The organism is Pseudomonas sp. M5A4_2d (assembly GCF_053345295.1).
Map to the genome: position 1 here is coordinate 999,191 of NZ_JBKEZW010000001.1, position 26,324 is coordinate 1,025,514.

The window sequence follows — 26,324 nt, forward strand, 5'->3', positions numbered from 1 at the left end:
GCAGGAGTCCTACCACAAACTCTCTGACTGCCTTCGCAGTCTTGAGAGTTTGCTGGCACCCATATTGGGCGCACGTTCGTACATTTCTTCTCGACAGTTCTTAGGGACAAGAACTCTTACGATCTGAACCGTAAAGAGAACTTGAATGTCGACAGTGACTTTAAATCGTATGGGGACGCCTCCTTCAGTTGCCGCAAGAAGCACTGGCCACGTTGAACCCCATAATCCCCCGGTTGCGCCAAGGGGTCAGGACAAGACGGGCGAGATTGAAAGCTCGTCGCTGGCAGGCGCACCACGCCGCTTGGATGGACAGCTGACGCAACTCAAATTTGAGCAGCCTTCGGCGCGTGGTAAACGCCAGGTTTCGTCAGAAACTGGTGGCATGCCAACGTATGCCGAGCGCAAAACTGCGTTTTATCCAGCGTCGGTTGATGCAAAAAAAGCCGATAAGAGTCTGCAGCAAAACTTCACGCACTGGCTGATTACCGGCAAGCTCAAAGCCCACCCCTTTCCTCCAAGCGCGTCAATCACCCCTTTCATTGAGGCCTTCAGCCAGGCTGTGCGGGAACCACAGGTTCAAGCGTGGCTCAAGGCCAAAGGCTTGGATTTGTCGACTGTGCGTGTTTTCAGCGACGGGGTAGAAGGCACGGTGGTTGTCGACGGCAAGAAGGTCACACAAAGGTTCACCGCTACCGACGGGTCCGGCTGGTGGGAGGTCGGCGCTAAAGTGGCCGAAGCTGTGAACACGTTGTGCTCTGACTATCATGGGATTTTGCTGCCCGACGAAAAAACAGGTGATTTTCGTGATGTATACACAGTCCTTGAATTTTATGGTTTGAAGCCACACGGCAACCCAAAAGAAGGAGCGCAGCTTGGCAAACTGCTTAAGAAGAATGGCTGGCCGCTGATACCCGACGAAAAACGCAGCCACTGGCAACAGCAGTTCCAGCAGGTCGCACAGAAAAGCAGTGACAACGATGTTCGCGCGGCGCTGGCGTCGCACCTGCAGGCGATGGTTAACGATAAGTCCCCGGACGACACGATCAATCTGAGCGCCCAGCGCGCAGTCGTTTACCCTGAGTCGACACTGGCGCAAAAAAGCCAACTGCCCCGCGATCGCTTTATTGAATGGCTGGCGATGCCTGCTTTCAAGACCTTAATTGAAAAGGCGGGGCTTGGCGGCGCGGATAACGTTTACAGGATCTCTGATGGGAGCCTCGAAGTGCGCGACGCCGCTAATCAATGGGTGTCTTTACAAGTGTTTCTGGATGATGAGATCAGCAAGGTTTGGTCCGCCGGCAGTCCGGCTGAGCGAACTGCCATCAAGACGCTAAATGCGGGCTTCAATAAACTTGTAGAGATGAGCAAGGCGACCGGGAATACCCTGTATTCGAGCCCCCTGTATGACGTGCGCCAGCTTCTGGTGTTTTCCGGGTTGGGCTGCCCCGAAACGGTTGCGCAAGTGAACTCGGCTATCGGCTGGCTCACCACCAAGCTGCCACCATCGCCTGCGGCCGGTGATTATGCTGCCTTGACGCCTTATACCTGGACCCCTGGGGCGTTGTCACCAAGTGATTGGCCCGTGTTGAAGGCGCAGTCCACCGGCCCTGGCTCGGTCACTCAACTGTTGCTCAGTCATTTGGCCAGGAAAGACCTGCCGAACAACCCGGACCTGCAACTTCAACTGTTTTTCGATTCGCCCCACGCAATCACGAAGGCCCAGGAACTGGCACAGTTGCTAAATATGGCTGATGTGGCCGGCGACAAACCCATTTCAAGGGCTACCCGTCATCAACTCTTGGCAGCGGCCATCAAGGCCGGCGTCGAGGTTGCGGTTCCTGGCACGCCCGGGGTGGTTGCCGGCTACGACATTTATCAGCCCAACAATCTTGGCCGCACGTTGGACGAGGTACGCGGCGATATTGAAACCCAATTGGAAAGTAAAGTTGCCGACGCCAAGATGGCACCTCTGATCGCCCATCTGTTGTTGGCACAGGCGGCCCCCGAGTTTCTGGTTAAACCCGACCCCGGCGTGTCGGCACAGGTGCCTGAGTCGCTCAAGTTGTCACCCGGGCAAGTCAGCATGGGTTCGACCGCTTGGATGAACCTGCGCCTTGGTTGTGCCATGGCGGAAAAACTGGGTGGGGCGGGTAGTTCACGATCGTTGAATATCACCCAGGTTCAGGCCCTTACCCGGCGCAATCCCATGGGGCCGGAACACGAGACGTTGATAAAATGCCTCGGGGTACCGACGCTGCTGGATTGGGCCGTGATGAGTGGTGTATTTCCCAAGAGGTCCGATGGGTTTTACTCTGCTGGGGATTACAGCGCCGCCGCGCAGGCGTTCGCCGACCGAGAAAACAGTACTCACACAGCTTTCCAGAGCCTGACCAGTGAGCCGCCCAGCCAGACGAGCCTGTTGATCGATCAATTGGCGCTGCTGTTTCCTGAAATGACCCAAGAAGAAATCGCCAGCTTCAAACTCGAACTTGATACCGACACGCCGTACAACCCTAGAAATGAAGGGCACCTGGAGCCACGCCAGCTGCGCTTGACCGATGTGATCCTTACACAACAAGCGAGTCTGGACCCTCTGACGCTCCTGGGCGAGGTGTTGAACAAGGTATTTGCCCAAGACAAAAAATACAGATTCATCCACCCCAAGGTTTCTCAGGAAACCTTTGACGATAGGATCAGGAAGCTTGCGTCAATTGCATCGCTGGTGACGCCTGCTGTGGATCAATACCTGGCCGACAGTCGTCGTGCAGAAGAAACCGTGATCAAGCTGATGATCGCCAACGCACCGCTGGATGTGCGCCAGGGGTTGGAGTCCGATGATGTGGAGATCTTCACATTGCGTGAAGAGACCGGGGAGTCCCTGGAACGGGATCAGGGGAAGGACTCGAAGGTTGCCGACAAGAGGGCCAAGCGCGGCGTTCTGCTGCGTTACAAGAACAAAGGGGAGGAGGGGGGATACACCTATCTCGAAATGTTCCCAGGCTCAATGAAGGTGTCCAAACGCCACCTGCTGTTCTCTGAGCTCAAGTTGGACGGTGTGGTTGAAAAAAATTCGGTACCCTACGGTCCTTTCGCACACATATCTGTGGACTTTCGTAAGGCGGCACCGGTTGACTTTGACTTCCAGGCCTACCAGACGGGGAGCGAGCTGCGCCCCGGGGTGCGAACCAAGGCCATTATCGAAAAGTTCGGGCAAACGTTGCCGGGTCAGGCTGCGCCGAGGCGGTCCAACGTCACACCTGTTTATGTGCCCAACAGTTGGGCTTCGAGAAAAACCAACGATATAGCCAAGGCTATCGTCGCCGCCACGTTCGATGGCAAACGCCAGGCGTTGCTCGATTACGCCAACGAGCCGACAAAGCTGCGGAAAAGACGCACCTATCCGTTTGATTCCGGGAAAGTCTTTACCCATGAAAACCTGAGAACGGTGTTAAGCCTTATCCCGTTTGTGGGGGCTGTTGCCGATATCGGCGACGGCAACATTGGCGCAGGGTTCAAAGGGTTGTTGATCGACTTCGCTTCATTCGCATTTACTGGAGGGTTGGCCGTGGCAAGAAACTTTTTCAAGGGGCTCAAGGCGATTGTTCCGTTCAGCGGCACTGCATTCACCCTGCGGGCGGTGAAAGGCGTTGCGCCATTCTTTCGCAGTCTGTTCAATCCGCTCGACGGAGTTTCTGATGTCTTGAGGATCGGCCCCAAAGCAATCGGTGCAACCCGACAAGTACTGGCAGGTAAGTTGGTGCCTGTCGGGAAGGGTTTCTATCTGACGACCACGGCCTTTGAAAAGTGCCGATGGGGGCTTGGGGTCTATGACACGTTGTACCCTCAGCCCGTGGGGCAGGAGACCAGTATGTACCCGTCAAGCCAACTGGGAGTGAGTCAAAATTGCGCATTGCGCGCGGTGCAAATAGACACACTGTGGTACGCGATTGACCCGGTCACGCATCGGCCCACCGGGGCTCCACTGGAAGACTTCACGCCGGACTCGCCGGTGAGTTAAGCGTTCACAGGCCCCCGTACCATGCACTCTACGACTCGTCCAGGTGCATGGCGCGGGAGTTTGCTATCAGTTCAGACCCAGCTTGCCACGCAGGGTCGAAAGGTCTTCAGCCAAGGTATTGACCGGACCCACCAGGGCCTTGCGGTCGGTTTCCTTGACCTTGTCGTAGGTCTCATAGCAGCCATCCTTGGTCTTGTACTTGGCCAGGATTTTGTCCACGGTGGCGAAGTTCTTGTCGACCTTGGCCAGGAAGGCCTTGTCTTGCTTCTCGAGCTGGCCACGGAACAGGTCGACGATTTTCTTCGCGCCGTCGATGTTGCCCTGGAAGTCATACAGGTCGGTGTGGCTGTAGCGGTCTTCTTCACCGGAGATCTTGGTGGCGGCGACTTCTTCCAGCAATGCTGCGGCACCGCCGACGACTTTTTCGGGCGGGAAGGTCAGGCCATCGACCCGGGTTTTCAGGTCGTTGACGTCGGTGTTGAGCTTGGCGGTCAGCGTTTCCAGGCCTTTGGTGGTGTTCTGGGAGAACAGCACGTACTCGATGCGGTGGAAGCCGGTGAAGTCTTCGGCGGTCACGCCTTTTTCGTGGTCATCAACGCGTGAGTCGATCGAGGCATCGAGGTCGCTGAACAGCTCGGCTATCGGCTCGATGGACTCATAGTGCACGCGGGTTGGCGCGTAGAGCTTCTTTGCGGTGGCCAGGTCGCCTTGGTTGATAGCATCGGTGAACGCTTTGGTCTGGGTGACCAGCTCACCGATTTCTTCGGTGACGTAGATCTTGTAGTCCGATACCGGGCCTACCAGGTCCAGCGGCGCAGTCGCGGCGAACGCTGCCAGCGGCGAAAGGGTCATTAACAACGACAACGCGATAATCGACTTCTTCATGTGACGTATCCGCTCTGAGTTTGTTTTAAGTGTTGGCAGTGGTTTGAGGGTGCGTTGCAGCAAGTAGCGTGCGCCCAATGAAATCCTTGGGGCCCGCCACCCCCGGCAAGGTGAAGAAGTACCCGCCGCCGACCGGCTTGAGGTATTCCTCCAGGGGCTCGCCGTTGAGGCGGGTTTGCACGCTGATAAAGCCTTTCTCCAGGTCAGCCTGGTAGCAGATGAACAACAGCCCCATGTCCAGCTGACCGTTTTTGTTGACGCCGTTGGAGTAGTTGAACGGCCGACGCAGAATCAGGTTGGCCTGAGTCTGCGGGGTGCGTGGGTTGGCCAGGCGGATGTGGGCATCGAGCTTGGTCAACTTGCCTTCCGGGTCCTTGCTGTAGTCGGGGACCTGGGTTTCTTTGTCGCCATCCATCGGCGCGCCTGTGGGTTTGACGCGGCCGATGATGCTTTCCTGTTCTTGCAGCGGAGTACGGTCCCAGCGCTCGACAAAGTTGCGGATGATCCGCACGGCCTGATAGCTGCCGTTGGCGGCCCAGGCGGGTTCGTCGCTGCCGGGCTGCACCCAGACAATCTGGTCCATGGCCTTGTTGTCGTTGGAGTTCGGGTTGGCCGAACCGTCACGAAAGCCCAGGAAGTTACGCGCGCTCTGCGCAGGCTCACCCGGTTTGGCGGGGGCCTGGGGCGGTACGCTGCCTTCCTGCTTCCAGCGCACCAGCAGCAGGTCCGGCAGGTTCTTCACGATGTCGCGCAGGGCGTGGATATTGGTGTCCGGCGTGTTGGAGGAAAATTGCAGGCTCAGGTCGCCGTGGCACTGCGCCGGTTCCAACGCATCATTGGGGAAGCCGACCATGCGGATCAGGCGCTTGGGTTTGACGGCGGTGAGGCCGAAGCGCTCATCGAAGAGTGACTCGCCGACGGAGACGGTGATGGTCAGGTTATCCGGTGTCACGACCGGGCCGAGGATGCCGGAGTCGGTGGGCGGCAGTTTCGGGTCGACTTGCGGCACGGTGCCGCCGGTCATCAGGAAGCTGATGCGCTCATTCAACGTGCGGAACAGGCGCTCCAGGTCTTCGCGGTCGCTGGCCAGCACATCAAACGCTACCAGCATGCCGCAGGCCGGGCGCGGAGTGACGATGCCGCTCTGGTGCTTGCCGAAAAAGTCCTGATGGTCCTGGGTCTTGTCACTGCGCGGTGCGGTAGTGACCTGTTCGGCGGCGGCGGCCGCCATGGCCGGGCAGGTCAGGGTGCTGCCGGCAATCGCTGCGCCGGTGGCGGCCATGCCGAGCAGGACCCGGCGGCGTTGCGCGGAAAATTGTTCTGAATCACTCATGTGTTAGGTCGTCTTCACTGCAGGCCGGAAAGGCCAAGGGCGGGGTCGATTCCATCGAGTGCAACGGCCAGAGCCTTGGCCTTGTCGGCGATCTGCTTGCGCTGATCGGCGGTAACGCTGTCATACGCGCTGTAGCCGTTGTTGACCTTGAACCCATTGAGTTCGGCATCGAACGCTTCGAGGGCGCTGTCGATTTTCGGCAGCACGTCAGCAGCGGACTTGGTCAACAACGGTCGCATCAACTCCACCACCTTGTGGGCGGCTTCAAGGTTGGCGGCAAAGCCGTTCAAGTCGATATGGCTGTAGCGTTCCTCTTCACCGCTGGCGGCACGAACATCCGCCAGGCTATTGAGGTTGCGCACCACAATGCTCACCAGTTGCTCGGGTGGCAGCGACTGGGCCAGCAGTTGTTGCTTGAGCGCGGTGACGTCGCTGACCAGGCGTTGAGCAACCGGCGCCAGGCCATCCAGGCTGCGCTGCTTGAACAGGCTGTATTCAAGGCGGTGGAAGCCGCTGAAGGCAGGGTCTTGCTCGCGCTTTTCAAAGTAGTCGGCGCGGGCGTTGATCGCGTTATCCAATTCGGCCAGGCGTTGCGAGGCCGGCGCCAGTCGCTGATACGCCTCGCGGGCCGGCACATACAGTGCCTGGGCCTGGGCCAGGTCGCCGGCCTCAATGGCTTGCTGCAGCGCGGTCACCGCCTTGATCAGTGCACTGCCTTGGCTGCTCAGGTACACGCGGAACTCCGACAGCGGGCCGATAAAGGCCACCATCGACGGCTTGGCCTTGGCCTGGGCATCGGACGCCGCCGTCGGTGTGACGTGCAAGGTACCGCGCGGGTTGCTCAGCAAACCGCACGTGATCGCATAGTCGCCGGGCAGCAGGTTGGCGTTGATGATCTGGCTTAAACCCGGGGCGATATTTTCGCGCTCTTCTATCACCAGCACACCGTCGAGGATTTCCCATTCCACCGCGCGGTCGGAGCGGTTGATGATGCGAAAACTCGCGCGCCCGGCGGGCACGGTCAGTTCGTTGGGTTCGCAGGCGTGTCCATGGATGGTCACGGCAATTTCATCGTGGTTGGTCTGGCGTTTGGCCGCGGCCAACTGTGAGGCGTAATAGAACAGCGCGCCGGCGGCGATCATCACCACCACCGAGCCGGCCACCGCCCAGCGCAGGGCGCGGGAAGGCGGTACCGATTGAGGGGTTTGGTTGGACAAAAGGCGGTCCTTACTGGCTGGAAACGGAAGAGGGGTTGGCGACGGGCCTGGCGGGGGGCGAGGGCAGGAAGAACATCACCAGCGCCACCACCAGATAAATCAGATAGGCACCCAGGGTGCTGACCGTTGGCGCTTCCTGGTAACCGAACATACCGGCCAGGACTGAGCCCAGCGGGCTGTCCATCGGCAGCGCGGCACTGAAGTCGAACAGCACGGATTGCAGGTGGTTCCACACACCGGCTTCGTGCAGGGCCTGCACCGAATTGGCCAGAATGCCGGCGGCTACCACCAGGATGAACAGGCCGGTCCAGCGGAAAAACGCGCCGAGGTTCAGGCGCATGCTGCCGCTGTAGATCAGGAACCCAACGATGATCGCCAGGATCAGGCCGAGCAGGGCGCCAATCGGTGCGCCCGGGCCTTCGCTCTGCTGGAACACCGCCAGCAGGAAGAACACCGTCTCCAGGCCTTCGCGGGCCACGGCGAAAAACACCATGGCGATCAGCGCAATCACCTGATGCCTGGAGCCTGTGAGCGCGTGGTCCAGGGATGCATGCAGGGAATGTTTGATCGAGCGCGCTACTTTGCGCATCCAGAACACCATGGAACTGAGAATGCCCACGGCGACCAGGCCTACGACACCTTCGAACAGTTCCTGTTGTTTTTGCGGGAATTCAGCGCTGACCAACTCCAGGCCACCGCCTACCAGCAAGGCGAGGGCGGCGGCAAGGAACACGCCGATCCACACGGCGGGCATCCACTGGCCGCGACCGGTTTGTTGCAGGTAGCTGGCGATGATGCCAACGATCAATGCGGCTTCAATGCCTTCGCGCAGCATGATTAAAAAGGGAACGAGCATTCGGCACCGCATCAAGACTGTAGAAGATGCTAATTTGTAACATAATGATACTCATTACTAAACACTGAATGTCGACCTTTGCTGAACTGCGGCTGAACGGTGGTGGCGAATCGCAACCGCCTTTATGATGCTCATCCTCTTTTGTAGCGTTGAATAGCCCAACCCCCATGGCGGAAAAAGACACCATCTCCATCCATCTTGTCCGTGAGGCCTTACTGCAAAGTTGCGCCCCCGGCGCGGCCACGGTTGAAGCGTTGAGCAAGGTCGGGATCGCCCCGGCATGGCTGCAGCAGCCCAATGCTCGGGTGCCGGCAACGGCGTACGCGCGCCTGTGGCGCTTGTTGGCGCGGCGCCTGGATGATGAGTTCTTCGGCATGGACCCGCGCAAGCTCAAGTCCGGCAGCCTGGCGTTCCTGTGCCGCGCCGCAATGGCGCAGCCCAGTTTGGACACAAGTCTGGAAACCGGCCTGGGTTTTCTGTCGCTGATGCTTGAGCAGATGCCCGCTCAACTGGTGCGCCAGCAAAGCCTGGCAGAAATTGTGTTGCTGGAGCCCGAGTTGGAGCCCAAGCGGGCGTTTACCTATTTCACTTATTGGATGATCGTCCATGGCGTCGCCTGCTGGCTGGCGGGGCGACGCATTCCGATCCTGGCCATTGAGCTGCGTTGCTCGCAGCCCGACTTCTGTGACGATTATCGGGTGATGTTCTCCGACAACCTGCGGTTTGACCGGCCGCGCACGCGCATGATCTTTTCTGCCGACTGCCTGGACCTGCCGATCAAGCGCAGCCCGGAGGACCTCAAGCGTTTTCTCGCGCATGCGCCGGCCAACATCCTGGTCAAATACCGTGATCCGGATAGCCTGGCTACTCGCATCAAGAACGACCTGCGCCAGATGCCGCCTGACATGTGGCCGGAAACCGACGGCCTGGCCGCCAGCCTGTGTATCTCGGCGTCGACCCTGCGCCGCCGCCTGGCGGATGAAGGCCAGACCTATCAGGGCCTTAAAGACAGCGTGCGCAAGGAACTGGCGATTGTCTGGCTGGCTGAGCCACAGGTCAGTTTTGCCGAAATCGCCGGGCGGTTGGGGTTTGCCGACACCAGTTCGTTCTACAAGGCGTTTCGCAAGTGGTCGGGGTCCAACCCCGGGCATTACCGCAGTTTGATATTGAACGAAGCGATAAGCCAATAGGTCACTTGCAAGCGACCGACCCTCTCTGACCGCAGACCCATGGTTTCAATGATCTGGGGCACTTTCCGGCGCCGGATTATGTGTGATAGTCGGCGCGACCGTTCCATCGCTTGCCCCTGACGCAGCCTGATCGGCACTTGTCGCGATCAACGTCTACGCCATTTCCCTCATTCAAGAGCAGGATTTCATGGCACTTCACAAAACCGTAGAAACTCAAGACCAAGCCATCGAAGATGTGTATTCGAGCGGCTCGTCCCAGCACACCTTGCCCAAGTACCGTTTGCCTGATCACTCGACTACGCCGTCGGCGGCCTACAACCTGGTGCGCGATGAGCTGTTGCTTGACGGCAACTCGCGGCAGAACCTGGCGACCTTCTGCACCACGTGGGTCGAGCCCGAAGTGAAGCAGTTGATGGCCGATGCCCTCGACAAGAACATGATCGACAAGGACGAGTACCCGCAAACCGCCGAGATTGAAAACCGTTGCGTGCACATCATTGCCGACCTCTGGCATGCCCCCAAATCCTGGCAAACCGTTGGCTGTTCGACCACAGGTTCCAGCGAAGCCGCCATGCTCGGTGGCCTGGCCCTGAAGTGGAGCTGGAAGAAGCGTCGTGAATCCGCTGGCCTGCCGACCGACAAACCGAACTTCGTGTGCGGCCCGGTGCAGATTTGCTGGAAAAAATTCGCGCGTTATTTTGATGTGGAAATTCGTGAAGTGCCCTTGCGCGGTGACGCCTTGGGCCTGCTCCCGGCCGACCTGCGAGAATATTGCGACGAGAACACCATCGGCGTGGTCGCGACCTTGGGCGTGACCTTCACGGGTATCTACGAGCCTGTCGCCGCGTTGGCCGCCGAGCTGGATTCGATGCAGCGCGATCTCGGCCTGGATATCCCGATACATGTTGATGCGGCGAGTGGCGGGTTTATCGCCCCGTTCATCCAGCAGACGCTGCAATGGGACTTTGTGATCGAACGGGTCAAATCGATCAACGCGTCGGGCCACAAGTACGGGCTGGCGCCGCTTGGCGTGGGCTGGGTCATTTGGCGTTCCACCGCCGACTTGCCGGAAGAGCTGATCTTCTACGTGGATTATCTGGGCGGCAATATGGCGACCTTCGCCCTGAATTTCAGCCGGCCGGGCGGTGAAATCATTGCCCAGTACTACAACTTCCTGCGGCTCGGGCGTGATGGCTATACGCGTATTCAGCAGGCCTGCTCCGACACGGCGCAATGGCTCGCCTCGGAAATCGTCAAATTCGCCCCGCTGGAGTTGGTGTACGACGGCAAAGACGGGCTGCCGGCGGTCTGTTACAAACTCAAGGACGGCATTGACCATGGATTCAGCCTGTATGACCTGTCCGAGCGCGTGCGCATGCGCGGTTGGCAGATCGCGTCGTACCCGCTGCCATCAGATCGCCAAAGCGTCGTGGTGCAGCGCATCCTGGTTCGCCATGGCGTGAGCCGTGACCTGGTGGCGCTGTTGCTTGAAGACCTGCGCAAGGCCATTGCCTACTTGCAGAAAAACCCGGTGTTGAATTCCGACGCCGGGCCGAGCTTCAGCCACGGTGCGATTGCTGAGCCGGTCATCCCGGCCGACACCCCGAACCTCGCCTGAACGCACTGCATCTTCGCCGGGCCTGAGGCCCGGTGCCTTTAGCGTTTCATCGCAAGGTACGAATCATCGTGACAGCCTTCTTCAATTTCCTGCACGACAACCCCTATATTCTGCTGTTCCTGGTGGTCGGCCTGTCCGTCTGGGTCGGGCGCGGCACCATCAAAGGTTACGGCTTGGGGGCGGTGGCCGGGGCTATCGTCATAGGCTGCGCCATTGCGACGTGGGCGTCTTACTACGGCGTGCATTTCGAGCTCGATAACTTCACCAAGAGCCTGTTTTATTACCTGTTCATGTACGGCGTAGGGTTGCGGGTCGGTCCCTCGTTTATCAATAGCCTGAAGGGCGATGGGCTGAAATTCACCTTTCTGGCGATTCTTTCGTCGTTCCTCGGCTTGGGCATCGTGGTGTTGGGGGTGAAGCTGTTGTCGCTGCCGGTGGGTGCGGCCGGCGGTATTCTTGCCGGTTCTCAAACCATGTCGGCGGCCATCGGTTCGGCGGAGCAAGCCATCACTTCCGGCGTCGTGCCGCTGCCACCGGGCACCACCGCCGCAGCGGCGACGGCCATGATCGCGCTGTCCTATGGCATCACTTACATCTGGGGCACGGTCGGCATCATCCTGATCTGCAAATACCTGCCGCGCTGGTGGGGAGTGGATGCACGCAAGGCGGCCAAGGCGTATGAGGTGGAGCATGGCGTGCCGAACGTTGACGACGCGGGGCTCAGTGGCTATCGGCCTTTTGACCTGCGCGCCTATCGATTGGTAAACAGTGAATGGGTGGGGCAAACCATCGCGCAGTTTCGCCAACAATTTGAGCTGTACCAGATCGAGAATGTCGAGCGCGGCGACCAGTTGCTCGGGGCCGATCCGGCACTGGTGCTGCAACTGGGCGATATCATTGCGCTGGGGGGCAGTCTTGATGCGCTGACGGATCACATGGGCCTGATCGGGCCAGAAGTGCCGGATGCCCGGGCGCTTAATATCCCGTTGGATGAGGCGGTGATTCTGGTGACCCACCGCGACGCGATCGGCAAGCAGCTCAAGCAGTTCAGCCAGTCGTCGATTGCCGGACAAGTGCAACTGGTGGGTATCGAGCGCGGCGGCGCGCCCATTCCCGTGGGGCTGGAAACACGCCTGCAACGCTTGGATGTGATGCACCTGATCGGCCTGCGTACGGCCATCGACAAAGCCACGGCGTTACTGGGCAAGGCAGGGCGGCCGAGTACCGCGACCGATTTGCTGACGCTATCGCTGGGCATGGTATTGGGCTTGCTGATCGGTCTGATCCAAGTGCCGGCGTTCGGTGCAGCGGTGGGCTTGGGCAACGCGGGCGGCTTACTGGTGTCGGGGATTATCGTGTCGTCACTGGTGTCGCGAGTACGCTTCTTTGGCAATACACCCAACGCGGCACGCAACATTCTTGAGGACATGGGGCTGATTTTCTTTGTCGCGATCGTAGGGGTGAATGCCGGGGCTAATCTGGTTTCACAAATCAGCCCGATCATCGCGTTGAAAATCTTTGTGCTGGGCTTTGTGGCCTGCACCATTCCGCCGTTTATCGTATGGGCGGTGGGGTTTCACGTGTTCAAGATCAACCCGGCGATCCTCATGGGCGGTGTGGCGGGGGCACGTAGCCATTCCGGGCCGGCACGTGAAGCCGCCAAGGAGATTGATAGCAGCGTGCCCTGGATCGGTTTTCCAGTGGCGTATGCGGTGTCGGGGATTTTGCTGACGGTGTTTGGCTACTTCGCGATGGTTCTCGCACGCTGACGCCGGTTCAGGAGGCTCCAGGCACAACACACTGTGCGCACTGTCGGTCGTCGGCGGTGCAGCCGGGGTCCGCCATGGCTTGCTTATAGGCCAAAGGATCAAGCAGCGCCGTATAGCAAATCAGGTGGTGATTGCACAGGGGGTTGTCTTTAATCCCGAGACTTGAAGCACCGGCGGGAATTGTCTTGGCCTGCAACAACGCGTAGTAGGCGGAGAAATGCAATATGTCACTCTTTGGGACGGTCGGCACAACATCGCGTGCATAGTTGAAGAGGTCGTAGTTGCCGACTTGAGTCTCGAAGAAGTCCACGAACGTCTTGTTACCGGTTTTTGGCGAGGCAAACAGGCAGGCACTCGCCTTACAGCCTTGCAGGTTCAGGTCGAGGGTCAAGTAGGTTGCGAGGGCCGACCCCAGGCTGTGTCCCAACACCATCGGCGGGTTGGCCGTCGTCAGTTGGCTGATGCCGAGCGCGAGCGGCACCGGCGACGCACCGTCCGCACCGTGGAATTGCATCGTCCGGTAGATGTCCCAAAAACCCTGATCCACCAGCCCGGCTTTCGGGTTGGGGTGGTTCATCATCAGGAAGTCGAGGTCGTCACCCCATTCCTGCGCACCGTCGGTGCCGCGTATCGCCACCACGTACTGGTCCTGGCCCTGGACGTTACGCTGGGCGACATAGCCGTAGCAGACGCGACTGCGCTGGTCGTCAGAGGCGCCGAGCATGGTCGACCTCAAGCCAAGGCCAGATATCAGGATGTCGTCCGAGCCTGAGATAAATCCCACTACGTTCCATCCCGTTTCATTGATGCGTGGGTCGATTCGTGGCGGAATCTGGCGAGGGTTGATGTCGCACAGGTCCCAGGCGTACATCACCAGTAATGCGTAGGGGGCAGCAGAAAGTCGATCCATCTCGGGCTCCTTGTGAAGTCATCACTGTGAATGAGTGAAGCACAAGATCCGTGTTAAACCTGCTGAATCCGCTATAAAAAAAAGCCCCGCGACCGAATGGACCGCAGGGCTAAAAAATTGGCTGGATGCGACCAACCAAAGGAGCTCTTTACCTCACTTGCTGCTGGCGACGACGGTGTCCGGCTGCCAGCCACCACCGAGGGCTTTGTAGATCGCGACAATCCCGCGATACAAATCCACTTCGGCCTGTGCCTGTGAGTCTTCCGCCGCCAGGCGCTCACGTTGCGCGTCGAGCAGCACCAGGAAGTCCACCGTCCCTTCGCGATAACGGATCGCGGCAAGGTCGGCGGCGGCGCGGCTGGATTCACTTTGACGAATCAGCGAGACCAGACGCTGCTGGCGTTTGCCGTAATCACTGAATGCATTTTCCGATTCTTCCAGCGCCAGCAATACTTGCTGCTCATACGTCGCCAGGGCGCCATCGGCCTCGGCATTCGCGCCGCGCAAACGGGCGCGCACGCTGCCCAGGTCAAACGCCGCCCAGGTGATGCTCGGGCCGAGGGACCAGGCATTCGCGGCCGCCGAGCCGATCTGCGAACCGCGCCCGGCGGTAAAGCCGAGGAAGCCGCTGAGGCTGACCCGCGGGAACAGGTCCGCCTTGGCCACGCCGATACGGGCAGTAGCGGCGGCCAGTTTGCGTTCGGCACTGAGAATGTCCGGGCGACGTTGCAGCAGTTGCCCCGGGTCACCGATTGGCAACGCCTTGGCAATCGCCGGCAGGTCTTTCGGGCTCAGGTCCACGGTCAGCTTGTCGGGGCGCTGGCCGAGGAGGGTGGCGATGCGGTTACGCTCGCGCACTTGCTCGGCTTGCAGTTGCGGCACGCTGGCTTCAACCGCCGCCAGGCGGGCATCGGCGCGTTCCACGTCGAGCTGGTCGCCGACGCCGGCATCACGCAGGCTGACGGTGATGGTGCGCGATTCCTGCTGGTTCTTCAGGTTGTCCAGGGCGATGCGTTCGCGCAGTTGAGCGCCGCGCAGTTGGCCGTAGGCGTCCACCAACTCGGCAATCATGGTGACTTGCAGTTGGTACAGGTCGGCTTCTGCCACCTGTTGGTCAGCGTCGCTGGCTTCGAGGTTGCGGCGGATGCGGCCGAACAAATCGACTTCCCAGGCCATGTCCAGGCCCAGGTCGTAGCGTTCGCTGTTGACACGCTTGGTGGTCTGGCCGGGAATCTGACCTTTACCCACGTCGCTGCTGCCACGGCTGGTCACCACCGGCATGATGTCGTTGGCCGCGTCATCGCGAATCGCGCGGGCGGCTCGCAGACGGGCGAACGCTACACGCAGGTCGCGGTTACCGCTCAGCGACTGGGTCACCAGTTGGTTGAGGGTAGGGTCCTCGAACTGCTGCCACCAGATGCCTTCGTACTGGGCATGGTCGTAGCTTTTGGTGTCGGCGGCGGCCGTGATATTGGCAGCCGCAAGTTTCTCGGTTTTGTAGTCCGGGCCCACGGCACAGGCGCTCAGCGCCAATACCAGCAAGCTCGGCAGGAATACTTTCACGCTCATTGCTGTGTCTCCAGCTTCAAGGCCTTGGCCGCTTTGCGCGCTTCGCTGCGCTCTACATAGCGACGGATCAGTACGTAGAACACTGGCGTCAACAACAGACCGAAGAAGGTCACACCGATCATCCCGGAGAACACCGCCACACCCATGGCATGACGCATCTCGGCACCGGCACCGCTGGACAACACCAGCGGCACCACACCCATGATGAAGGCGAACGAGGTCATCAGGATCGGCCGCAGACGCAAGCGGCAGGCTTCCAAGACCGCAGCCAGCGGATCGAGCCCCTCGGCCTGTTTATCCTTGGCAAACTCGACGATCAGAATCGCGTTCTTACAGGCCAGGCCCACCAGTACGATCAAGCCGATCTGGGTGAAGATGTTGTTGTCGCCGCCCGAGATGATCACCCCGGTAATGGCCGACAGCAGCGTCATCGGTACGATCAGGATCACCGCCAATGGCAGGCTCCAGCTTTCGTACTGGGCCGCCAGTACCAGGAACGCCAGCAGTACGCAGAGCGGGAACACGAACAGTGCAGTGTTGCCCGAGAGGATTTGCTGATAAGTCAGGTCGGTCCACTCGTAGGTCATGCCGTTGGGCAGTTCCTCTTTGAGCAGCTTTTCAATCGCCGCCTGGGCCTGGCCGGAGCTGTAGCCCGGTGCGGCGTTGCCGTTGATTTCGGCGGTGATAAAGCCGTTGTAGTGCATCACGCGGTCCGGGCCCGAGGTGTCGCTGACCTTGATGAAGGTCGCCAGCGGAATCATCTCGCCTTTGTTGTTACGCACTTTCAACTGGCCGATCTGGTCTTCATCCTGGCGGAACTGTTGCTCAGCCTGCACGTTGACTTGATAGGTACGGCCGAAGCGGTTGAAGTCGTTGGCATACAACGAACCCAGGTAGATCTGCATGGTGTCGAAGATGTCGCTGACCGCCACGCCGTGGGTCTTGGCCTTTTCGCGGTCGATGGCGGCATCGACCTGGGGCACGTTGACCGTGTAGCTGGTGAACAGGCCGAACAACTCCGGCGTGGTGCGGCTCTTGGTGATGATGTTCTGTACTTCTTTGTACAACTCGTCATACCCCAGGTTGCCACGGTCTTCGATTTGCAGGCGGAACCCGCCAATCGTGCCCAGGCCCTGTACCGGCGGCGGTGGGAAGATCGCCATGTAGGCTTCTTCGATGCCGCTGTACTTGCCGTTCAGTGCACCGGCAATCGCACCTGCAGACATGCTCGGGTCTTTACGTTCGTCGAACGGCTTCAAGGTCACGAACACGATGCCGCTGTTCGGGCTGTTGGTGAAACCGTTGATCGACAGGCCCGGGAACGCTACGGCGCTTTCCACGCCCGGTTGCTTCAGCGCGATGTCGGACATGCGCTTGATCACATCTTCAGTGCGGTCCAGGCTCGCCGCGTCCGGCAATTGCGCGAAGGCCACCAGGTATTGCTTGTCCTGGGCCGGCACGAAACCGGTCGGGGTGTGGGCAAAACCGAACCAGGTCAGCACCATCAAACCGGCGTAAAGGAACAACGCGATACCGCTGCCACGAATCACCCGGCGTACGGTGCCGACGTAACCGTTGCTGGCCTTGACGAAGAAGCGGTTGAAGGGCCGGAACAACCAGCCGCCGAAAATCTTGTCGAGCACCTTGGAGAAGCGATCCTTCGGCGCATCATGACCGCGCAGCAACACGGCAGCGAGGGCAGGGGACAAGGTCAGCGAGTTGAAGGCCGAAATCACCGTCGAGATCGCAATGGTCAACGCGAACTGCTTATAGAACTGCCCGGTCAAGCCGCTGATAAAGGCTGCTGGAATGAACACCGCACACAGCACTAACGCGGTGGCGATGATCGGGCCGGTCACTTCGCTCATGGCTTTTTCAGTGGCCTGGAACGGTTCCAATCCCAACTCGATATTACGCTCGACGTTCTCCACCACCACGATGGCGTCGTCCACCACGATACCGATCGCCAGTACCAGGCCAAACAGCGACAGCGCGTTAAGCGAGAAGCCAAACAGGTGCATCACCGCAAACGTACCGATCAACGAGACCGGCACCGCCACCAATGGAATGATCGAGGCGCGCCAGGTTTGCAGGAACAGAATCACCACCAGCACCACGAGGATCAGTGCTTCGAACAGGGTGTGCACCACCGCTTCGATGGAGCCACGCACGAAGATGGTCGGGTCATAGACGATGCTGTAGTCCATCCCTTGCGGGAAGTTCTTTTTCAGCTCTTCCATCTTGCCGCGCACTTCGTTGGAGATCTCGATGGCGTTGGAGCCTGGGCGCTGGAAGATCGGGATCGCCACGGCCGGCTGGTTGTTGAGCAATGAACGCAGGGCGTATTGGCTGGAACCCAGCTCGACCCGTGCGATGTCCTTCAGGCGCGTGATTTCACCGTTATCGCCTGCGCGAATGATGATGTTCTCGAACTCTTCTTCCGTCACCAGACGGCCCTGAGTGTTCACCGACAACTGGAAGCTGGTGGCATTCGGCGCAGGTTGCGCACCCAGGGCACCGGCGGCCACTTGACGGTTCTGTTCGCGGATCGCATTCACGACATCAGTGGCGGTCAGGTTGCGCGACGCGGTCTTGTTCGGGTCCAGCCATACACGCAGGGAGTAGTCGCCCATGCCGAACAGTTGCACATCACCCACACCGCCCAGGCGTGCCAGCTCATCCTTCACATTGAGCAAGGCGTAGTTGGACAGGTACAGCATGTCGTAACGCTGATCCGGTGAGGTCAAGTGCACCACCATGGTCAGGTCGGGGGAGGCCTTGTCCACGGTAATACCGATGCGGGTCACTTCCTCAGGCAGTTTCGGCTGAGTCCGCGTCACACGGTTTTGCACCTGCACCTGCGCGTTGTCCAGGTCGGTGCCCAGGGCGAAGGTGATGGTCAGGGTCAGCTTGCCGTCGGCGGTGGACTGCGAGGACATGTACAGCATGTTCTCGACGCCGGTGATGGCTTGCTCCAGGGGAGCGGCCACGGTTTCACCGATGACTTTGGGGTTGGCACCCGGGAAGTTGGCACGGACCACGACGGTCGGTGGCACCACTTCCGGGTATTCGCTGATCGGCAGTTGGAACAGCGAGATTGCACCGGCGATCAGGATCAACAGCGACAGCACCGCTGCGAAGATCGGCCGTGAAATGAAGAACTTGGAAAAATTCATCTTGAGTTGTATCCCTTAACCGCGTGGAGTCGCGACGCTGGCAACTTTGGGCGCGGCTTTATCCGGCGCCACTTGCTCCAGGTTGCTGGCTTCAAGCGCTTGTCGTTGTTGTGCCAAGGCGGCGAGGGTTTCCTTGCTGGCCATCGGGATCGTTTCCGGTGCAACCGGCGACCCCGGACGAATGCGCTGCAAGCCCTTCACGACGATGGTGTCGTCCTTGTTCAAACCGCTGCGTACGATGCGCAAGCCTTCGATCTTCGGCCCCAGTTCCACCGAGCGATAAGCCGGTTTGTCGCCGTCCATCACCAGCACGAACTTCTTGCCCAGGTCGGTGCCGACCGCTTCGTCGTTGATCAACACAGCGGAGTAGGTGCCGCTGCCAACCAGCTTCAAGCGGGCATACAGACCAGGGGTGTATTCGTCCTTGCTGTTATCGAACACGGCGCGGCCACGGATGGTGCCGGTGGCCGGGTTGACCTGGTTGTCGACGAAGTTCATCTGGCCCAGGTGCGGGTTGCCGGTTTCGTTGGACAGGCCCAGGTACACAGGCGTTGTTGCGCCACGACGGCCTTGGCGGGCCAGCTCGGTGTACTTGAGGTACACGCGCTCATCGGCGTCGAAGTAGGCGTAGACCTTGTCGGTGGAGACCACGCTGGTCAGCGCGGTGACGTCGGCGGTCACCAGGTTGCCGGCGGTAATTTCGGCACGGCTGACGCGGCCACTGATCGGCGAGGTGACGCGGGTAAAGCTCAGGTTGAGCTTGGCCAGGTCCAGCTGCGCCTGAATCCCGGCGACAGCGGCGCGGGCTTCCTGGGCAGCGGTGGTGCGCGAGTCGGCCAGTTCGGCGGAAATCGCGTTGCTCTGACGCAGGCGTTCGCCCCGTTGCGCTTCATTATCGCTACGGCTGGCGGCGGCTTTGGTTTGGGCAAGCTGGGCTTCGAGGCGGCGCACTTCGGCCTGGAACGGACGGGGGTCGATCTGGAACAGCACATCGCCTTTCTTCACCAGGGCGCCTTCGATGAACGCCACTTGGTCGATCTGGCCGGACACGCGCGGACGAATCTGCACGGTTTCCGGCGCTTCCAGGCGACCGGTGAATTCATCCCACTCGTTGACCGGTTGTTCGAGCACCTTGGCCACACTGATTTTTGCAGGGGGCATGGCGGCCGCTTGTTCCGGCGTTTTGCCGCACGCGCTCATCACCACCACGGCCAAAATCGCCAAGGGGAAGCGCAAATGTTTGAGTGACTGTTCCATGAGGTGCATCCGCCAATGTATTTGAGATGGGCGGATCATGCGCGGCGAGGTGCTATGTCACGAATCGAATGAAGCAAAGGTAACTATCATTCGGAATGATATAAGCGCGATATTAGCCCTCTAGGATGCGGGTTTCGTTAGGGAGCTATCAATGGGCTTGATGACAAAGGTGTATTGCGCAGCTTGCAAGGAACACGGCCAACGTCGCGCTGTCGCTGGCCAGCTTGCGTTGCAAGCCGCTTGAACAGTATCAACCTGGCCTCAGGCGTCAGCCTAGGTGGTAATTTGACGCAACCGATCGTATACCCCGCCAGGACGCTCGAAGGCGCTCACTTCACCGGTTTGGCGGTGAGGGCACCTGACAGGGAAACGCCCAGCAGATACAGCATCCCACCGCCGATTATAAAAAGTACCAGCATGTAGAAAATGTAGTGAGCCGGCTGCGTTGCCAGCACCCATCCGCACAGCACGGGGCCCAATGCTGCGCCGACGTTGCTGAGGTTCTGCGCGGCGTAATACATGCCGCGCAGATGATTCGGCGCAATGTTGTCGATGAACATGTATTCGGCGGGGAACACGATAATTTCACCCAGGGTGAAAATGGCCATGGACAGCACCCACATCAACAGTGTGGTGGACAGCGCGAACCCGCCCAGCCCGACGATAAACAGGCTGAGGCCGGCCGCCAGCCACACGTTCAAGTACCGATGGGTAATCCGTTTGCCCAGGCCGTATTGCAAGCTGATCACCATCAGGGCATTGGTTGCCACAACCGTGCTGATAATCCGGTAGGTCGCCTGGGGCGTGGAGGTGACTATCAGGTACTGCGAGAGATAGGCAGTGAATTGGCCGAACACCACCGCACTCAATAGCCCGCCCAAGGTAAAGCACACCAGGCGGTAATCACGCAGCAGCAGTTTGCCGACTGCCAGGAACGGCGTGGGCGGCTGGTTTGCCTCGACCGTTACCAGGCACCTGTCGCCCCACACGAAATAGATAAAAAAGAACCCGGCGCCAAGCCCTGCTGACATCAGAAAGGGCAGGCTGGTATCCACGGCGGCCAACCCCGCGCCCAGAAATGGCCCGACGGCATAACCGATATTGGTCAGCGTGTATTTGATCGAAAACACTTCGCTGCGCTGATCGACGGGGAGCAGGCTGCCAAATCCGGCCTTCACTGCAATATCAATCACGGCATAGGCCAGGTTGACTGACACCAGGCACAGGTAAAACAGCCAGAGCGCGGGCGCGACATACGCGCCGAGAAAGCTCAGCGTGAACACGCCGCAGAACGTGAGAATAAGCCGGTAACTGGACATTCTGTCCACTAGAAAACCGCCATACAGGCTCAGCAGCGAGCCAATGATGAGCGTGCTGCCAATGACCAGGCCGATGTCGGCGATGCTCAATTCAAAGTGGCCCGATAAATAGATGACCAGGTAGGGCAGCGTAATTGCGCGGGCGAGGGTTAATACCAGCGAGGCACACAGCAGCAGGTTGAGGGTGAGCGGGTAGTTTTTCAGCGTTGCCAGCATTCGAGCCTCATCGTCCACTTATAAGGTGCGAGTGTCATGGTTCGCTCGCTCGGAAAGGTGCAGCTTACTTTTGATCCTGGTTCTGATTTAGGATGCTTTTTATCAATATATTGGAAATGAATTCATGAATAAGGAACGTCTGTGTATTCCTCCGAACGCTTGAAGGGCATCGATGTGTTTGTCTGTGTCGCGCAGTACGGCAGCTTCACGGCAGCGGCCGAGAAAATGCACCTGACGGCCTCTGCCATCAGTAAAAACATCGCGCGCCTGGAAACGCGCCTGGGCGCCAGACTGTTCGAGCGCACCACGCGCACGTTATCGCTGACGGATGCCGGTGTTGCGTTTCTGCGCACCTGCACCGGCGTACTGGCCGACCTGGAAGAAGCGGAGTTATCACTTCAGGCAGAAAACACCGAGCCTCGCGGGCGTGTGCGCATTGACCTGCCCAGCGCATTTGGCCGCGCACAGGTGTTACCGATCCTTCTGCAGTGGGTGAAGGATCATCCATTGCTGATACCGCATATCTCTTTCTCAGATGGCTTTATCGACCCGCTCAAGGAAGGCGTGGACATCGTGGTGCGCATTGGCGATGCACACGCCTGGCCGGAGACGGTGGAACACCGGCTGCTCAGCCGTGAACGGCATGTTTTGTGTGCATCCCCTGCGTATCTGGCTCGCCATGGCACCCCACACGCGGAGCGCGACCTTGAGCACCATCGGTGCATTGCCTATGGCTGGATTGACGGGAGCATCAGCCCGTGGCGTTACGCCGGCGAGCAGGGCGAAACACGCCACAGGCAAATCGCTGCGCACCTGGTGATGGGGAATGGTGACGGATTGCTGATGGCCGCACTGGCAGGCTGCGGTATCGCACAGTTGCCGTCATGGCTGATCGAGCAACCATTGCGGGACGGGACGCTGGTTGAGGTGTTGCCGAAACTGGCAATCACGGGAATGGAGATCAATGTGGCCTGGGTTAAAAATCGCCAGGCGCTGCCCAAGATTCGCGCGGTAGTTGATGCGCTCGTGACAGGGCTGGGCGCGCGTAAGTGAGCGCCCGCTTGGCTTCAAATATGTGCGGAAATAGCACAGGTATTGTTTGCTTATGTGCGTGGATCAAACAGTAGGGCCTGCTTAAGCTAACCTCGTCAACCCGACGACTGCTTAAGGAAACCCGCTCATGTCCCACGCCATTGCTACTTCTCAATTGACCCTGCGCGCCGCAAACGCCGTCGCCGTGCCGCACGTGCTTAAATCCGTCATCGCCGGCCTTGGCCTGCTGATGAGCCTCGGCCAATGTGCCGTGGCCGCTGAGGCTCAGGCCAATCCGCAGCCGACCATCCGCGCCATGTTCGGTGCCAAACCGACCGACCAGTTGGACCCGAAAACCACCGCGCTGCTGGTGATCGACTTCCAGAACGAATACTTCACGGGCCGCATGCCGATCCCGGATGGCATGAAAGCCCTGGACAACGCCCAGCGCCTGATTGCGTTTGCCGACAAGCAACATATCCCGGTGATCCACGTGCAACACGTGGCTCCGGAGGGCGCAGCGGTGTTTGCCAAGGACGGTAAAACGGTGAACTTCCACCCGTTGATGCAGCCGCGTCCACAGGACAAAGTCATTCAAAAAACCACCGTGAGTGTGTTCGCCAGCACCGATATCGACGCCCAGTTGAAGAAAGCCGGAATCAAGACACTGATCATTTCCGGCCTGATGACCCACGCCTGTGTCGCCGGTGCCGCGCGTGACGCGGTGCCGTTGGGTTACGACGTTGTGGTAGCATCCGATGCCACTGCAACCCGCGCAATCACTCGCGCCAATGGGGATTCGGTGTCCAAGGACGCGTTGCACAATGCGGCGCTGGCGGAAATCGAAGACACCTTCGGTTCGGTGCTGACCACCGCGCAAATCGTTGCCTTGCCCGTGCACTGATCCACCGGACTGCTCGCCTGGAGTCATATTCGCTTCATGAACCAGTTATCTGCCATGCGCGCCTTTCGGTGCATCGTCGAGGCCAAGGGCTTTTCTGCGGCGGCAGAGCGGCTCGACACAACCCACTCGACGATTTCCCGGCAATTGCAGCAACTGGAAGTTGAACTGGGCGTTCAGTTGATCAACCGCAACACCCGGCGTTTCAGCCTGACCCGCCCCGGAGAGCACTACTTCGCAGCGTGCGTCGATATTCTCGATCGCCTTGATGCGGCCGCCATGGCCATGGCGCAGGGGCATCAGCAACCCAACGGCCTGTTGCGGGTCAGCGTGCCCCTGGTGGTCGGCACGCTGGACCTGCCGCACTGGCTGCCGGGTTTCCAGAAGCGCTACCCCGATATCGAACTTGAGCTGTGCTGCGACGATCAGTTCGTTGATCTGGTCGCCGAAGGGTTCGATGTGGCTATCCGTATCGCCAGTGCACTGGCTGACACCACGCTGGTCGCGCGCACCCTGACGGTTTCAAAGCTGGTCCTGGTGGCTTCTCCGGCCTATGTAAACAGCCACGGTTTGCCACGCACAGCCCAGGAACTCGACGGCCATCGCTTGCTGGCGTTTATCGGCGCCTCATCCGACTGGGAGCTGTGCCCGCCACGTGGTGCACCGGTCAAGGTCACGCCAACGGGGCAGTTCAAGACCAACACCCTCAGCGCCTTGCACGCCGCCGCACTGGCCGGCGCCGGCATCGCGTGTTTTACCCAGGCCACCGTGCGCGCTAATTTTGCGCAAGGGCAACTCGTCTCCATTCTGCCCAACTATTCGCTGGGCCAACGGCATTACTTCGCGCTCTATCCGCAATCGCGGTATCTGGCGCCCAACGTCAGGGCGTTTGTCGATTACATGGCCGACTTCTACGCGTCCCAAGGGCAAGCCGTAAGCGGTCACGGATAATTTTCAATACAGCTTTCGACAGGATTCGACCATGTCAAACCTCCCAACAGAACCCACCACGCTCCACGATCGGTACCTATGGCTTGAAGAGGTCGACAGTGCCAGGGCGCTGGACTGGGTGCGGGCGCAGAACCTGAAAACCGATACGCGCCTCGCGCAATCGGACACCTTCAAGGCGCTGCAGGCCGACCTGCTGGCGGTGCTGGATAGCGACAGCAATATCCCTTTCGTGGAAAAAATCGGCGCGCACTATTACAACTTCTGGATTGACGCCGCGCACCCACGTGGCCTTTGGCGTCGCACCACGCTGGAGGAGTACCGCAAGGCCCAACCCGCCTGGGAAACCGTGCTGGATATCGATGCCTTGAACACCCTTGAGGGCGAGAACTGGGTATGGCATGGCGCCAACTGTCTGCGACCGGGCCATTCGCAACCGGGCTATCAGCGCTGCCTGATCGAACTGTCCCGTGGCGGGGCGGATGCCAGCGTGACGCGCGAATTTGATCTGGTCTGCAAAGCCTGGGTCGAAGACGGCTTCCAACTGCCCGAGTCCAAGGGTGGAATGGACTGGATCGACCAGGACAGCGTGTACGTGTTCACCGATTTCGGTGCGGCCAGCATGACGCGCTCGGGCTACCCGCGCATCGTCAAGCAGTGGCAGCGCGGAACGCCGCTGAGCGCGGCCAGTGTTGTGTACGAAGGCCAGCACGACGATATGTATATCGCGGCAATGCACGACAGTACGCCAGGCTACGAACGTGATTTCGTCAGCCGTACGCTGGCGTTCTACAACGATGAGCTGTACCTGCGGGTCGGCGACGGCAAACTGAGCAAAATCGACGCGCCTAACTCGGCCGAAAAATCGCTGCACAAAGACTGGCTGCTGCTGAAACTACGTGACGACTGGCCAGTGGGTGACGGCTATGTGGCCGGCTCGTTGTTGGCAATCAAGTTTGAACATTTCATGGCCGGCGCGCGCGATTTCGACGTGTTGTTCGTGCCGTCTGACAGCACCTCGCTGGCAGACATGGACTGGACGCGCAACCACTTGGTGCTGAACGTGCTGGATGACGTCAGGAACCGTCTCAGCGTGCTGACGCCTGGCGCCGAAGGTTGGACGCGCAGTGCATTTATCGGTGCGCCGCCGATGGCGACTGTGGACGTGAGTGCGGTCGACAGCGATGACAGCGACGCGGTTTGGCTGATCACGCGGGACTACCTCACGCCGGTCACGCTTTCACTGGCTCAAATCGGCGCTCAACCGCTCGTGCTGAAAGCCATGCCGGCGTTCTTCGATTCGAGTCGTCACGTGGTGCAACAGCATTTTGCAGCGTCCAGGGATGGCACCCGTGTGCCGTATTTCCTGGTGCATGAGCAAGGGTTGCAGTACGACGGCAGTGCGCCAACCTTGCTGTATGGCTACGGCGGTTTCGAGTATTCGCTGTGCCCGGAGTACTCCGGCGGGCTTGGCCGCGCCTGGCTTGCCAAAGGCGGGGTGTATGCCGTCGCCAACATTCGCGGCGGTGGCGAATACGGCCCGCGTTGGCATCAGGCCGCACTCAAGCACAATCGCGCGCGCGCCTACGAAGATTTTGCTGCGGTCGCGCAAGACCTGATCAGCCGAAAAATCACCGCGCCCCGGCATTTGGGCGTGCAAGGTGGCAGCAATGGCGGCCTGTTGGTCGGCAATATGCTGACCCAGTACCCTGAACTGTTAGGCGCCGTTGTCGTGCAGGTGCCATTGCTCGATATGCAGCGCTATCACCACTTACTGGCCGGGGCTTCCTGGATGGAGGAGTACGGCAACCCGGACGTGCCCGAAGAGTGGGCCTACATCCAGACCTTTTCGCCTTACCACCTGTTCGACCCGGCGCAGACCTACCCGCCGGTGCTGTTCACCACCTCCACCCGTGATGACCGTGTACACCCGGCCCACGCCCGCAAGCTGGCGGCCAGGATGATCGAGGCCAACCAGGACGTGACCTATTACGAGAACATCGAAGGGGGCCATGGTGGAGCGGCGGATAACGCGCAGAGTGCGTACATGAAAGCGTTGGTGTACAGCTTTTTGTGGGAGCAGTTGAGCGTCGGCGGGGATTGACCGAGG

Annotated in this window: 17 protein-coding genes; 8 read left to right on the plus strand and 9 right to left on the minus strand. The window is 59.7% G+C overall.

Features of this window, described 5'->3' with window-relative positions:
• Positions 1-145 precede the first annotated feature (145 nt).
• Positions 146-4,018 carry a hypothetical protein gene (locus ACLBW8_RS04630; protein ID WP_447804703.1) on the plus strand — a complete coding sequence of 1,291 codons (3,873 nt, stop codon included), beginning with the start codon at positions 146-148 and terminating at the stop codon, positions 4,016-4,018.
• A gap of 66 nt (positions 4,019-4,084) precedes the next feature.
• On the opposite strand, the gene efeO (ACLBW8_RS04635) is transcribed toward ACLBW8_RS04630, so the two are convergent.
• From efeO (ACLBW8_RS04635) to efeU, 4 genes are read right to left on the minus strand one after another with little or no spacing between them, the layout of a single operon-like run.
• On the minus strand, positions 4,085-4,903 hold the full coding sequence (gene efeO, locus ACLBW8_RS04635) for an iron uptake system protein EfeO (protein WP_447804704.1): 819 nt from the start codon (positions 4,901-4,903) through the stop codon (positions 4,085-4,087).
• A 25-nt stretch (positions 4,904-4,928) separates the two neighbouring features.
• Positions 4,929-6,236 (minus strand): iron uptake transporter deferrochelatase/peroxidase subunit, encoded by a 1,308-nt coding sequence (efeB, locus tag ACLBW8_RS04640; RefSeq protein WP_447804705.1) that lies wholly within the window; start codon positions 6,234-6,236, stop codon positions 4,929-4,931.
• Between the two features lie 14 nt (positions 6,237-6,250).
• A complete protein-coding gene (gene efeO / locus ACLBW8_RS04645) occupies positions 6,251-7,453 on the minus strand; it encodes an iron uptake system protein EfeO (RefSeq protein WP_447804706.1) in 1,203 nt (400 codons plus the stop codon).
• Between the two features lie 10 nt (positions 7,454-7,463).
• The gene (gene efeU / locus ACLBW8_RS04650; RefSeq protein WP_447804707.1) at positions 7,464-8,309 is read right to left on the minus strand and encodes an iron uptake transporter permease EfeU; all 846 of its coding nucleotides are present in this window, start codon (positions 8,307-8,309) and stop codon (positions 7,464-7,466) included.
• A 167-nt stretch (positions 8,310-8,476) separates the two neighbouring features.
• Between efeU and ACLBW8_RS04655 the strand changes: the two genes are divergently transcribed.
• From ACLBW8_RS04655 to ACLBW8_RS04665, 3 genes are all read left to right on the plus strand, one after another.
• Positions 8,477-9,499, plus strand: a complete 1,023-nt coding sequence (locus ACLBW8_RS04655) for an AraC family transcriptional regulator (protein WP_064452293.1) — start codon at positions 8,477-8,479, stop codon at positions 9,497-9,499.
• A gap of 187 nt (positions 9,500-9,686) precedes the next feature.
• The gene (locus ACLBW8_RS04660; protein WP_447804708.1) at positions 9,687-11,117 is read left to right on the plus strand and encodes a glutamate decarboxylase; all 1,431 of its coding nucleotides are present in this window, start codon (positions 9,687-9,689) and stop codon (positions 11,115-11,117) included.
• A gap of 68 nt (positions 11,118-11,185) precedes the next feature.
• Entirely contained in the window at positions 11,186-12,886 is a 1,701-nt protein-coding gene (locus tag ACLBW8_RS04665; protein ID WP_262667880.1) for an aspartate:alanine exchanger family transporter, read from the plus strand.
• Between the two features lie 7 nt (positions 12,887-12,893).
• Here ACLBW8_RS04665 and ACLBW8_RS04670 read toward each other — a convergent pair whose 3' ends face one another.
• The 5 genes from ACLBW8_RS04670 to ACLBW8_RS04690 form a co-directional block, all read right to left on the minus strand.
• A complete protein-coding gene (locus tag ACLBW8_RS04670; protein ID WP_447804709.1) occupies positions 12,894-13,796 on the minus strand; it encodes a lipase family protein in 903 nt (300 codons plus the stop codon).
• A gap of 153 nt (positions 13,797-13,949) precedes the next feature.
• Positions 13,950-15,365: an efflux transporter outer membrane subunit gene (locus ACLBW8_RS04675; RefSeq protein ID WP_447804710.1), complete on the minus strand. Its 1,416-nt coding sequence runs from the start codon at positions 15,363-15,365 to the stop codon at positions 13,950-13,952.
• Positions 15,362-18,541 carry an efflux RND transporter permease subunit gene (locus ACLBW8_RS04680; RefSeq protein WP_447804711.1) on the minus strand — a complete coding sequence of 1,060 codons (3,180 nt, stop codon included), beginning with the start codon at positions 18,539-18,541 and terminating at the stop codon, positions 15,362-15,364. Before ACLBW8_RS04680 ends, ACLBW8_RS04675 begins: the two co-directional genes overlap by 4 nt.
• Positions 18,542-18,556: 15 nt before the next feature.
• Positions 18,557-19,798: a multidrug efflux RND transporter periplasmic adaptor subunit MexE gene (gene mexE, locus ACLBW8_RS04685; RefSeq protein ID WP_447804712.1), complete on the minus strand. Its 1,242-nt coding sequence runs from the start codon at positions 19,796-19,798 to the stop codon at positions 18,557-18,559.
• A 329-nt stretch (positions 19,799-20,127) separates the two neighbouring features.
• Positions 20,128-21,333, minus strand: coding sequence for an MFS transporter (locus tag ACLBW8_RS04690; protein ID WP_447804713.1), 1,206 nt, complete (start codon positions 21,331-21,333; stop codon positions 20,128-20,130).
• Between the two features lie 141 nt (positions 21,334-21,474).
• On the opposite strand from ACLBW8_RS04690, the gene ACLBW8_RS04695 reads away from it, so the two are divergent.
• From ACLBW8_RS04695 to ACLBW8_RS04710, 4 genes are all read left to right on the plus strand, one after another.
• Positions 21,475-22,386, plus strand: a complete 912-nt coding sequence (locus ACLBW8_RS04695; protein WP_447804714.1) for a LysR family transcriptional regulator — start codon at positions 21,475-21,477, stop codon at positions 22,384-22,386.
• Between the two features lie 229 nt (positions 22,387-22,615).
• A complete protein-coding gene (locus ACLBW8_RS04700; protein ID WP_447805018.1) occupies positions 22,616-23,269 on the plus strand; it encodes a cysteine hydrolase family protein in 654 nt (217 codons plus the stop codon).
• A gap of 36 nt (positions 23,270-23,305) precedes the next feature.
• The gene (locus ACLBW8_RS04705; protein ID WP_447804715.1) at positions 23,306-24,217 is read left to right on the plus strand and encodes a LysR substrate-binding domain-containing protein; all 912 of its coding nucleotides are present in this window, start codon (positions 23,306-23,308) and stop codon (positions 24,215-24,217) included.
• 31 nt (positions 24,218-24,248) lie between these two features.
• Positions 24,249-26,318, plus strand: coding sequence for a prolyl oligopeptidase family serine peptidase (locus ACLBW8_RS04710; RefSeq protein WP_447804716.1), 2,070 nt, complete (start codon positions 24,249-24,251; stop codon positions 26,316-26,318).
• Positions 26,319-26,324 lie beyond the last annotated feature (6 nt).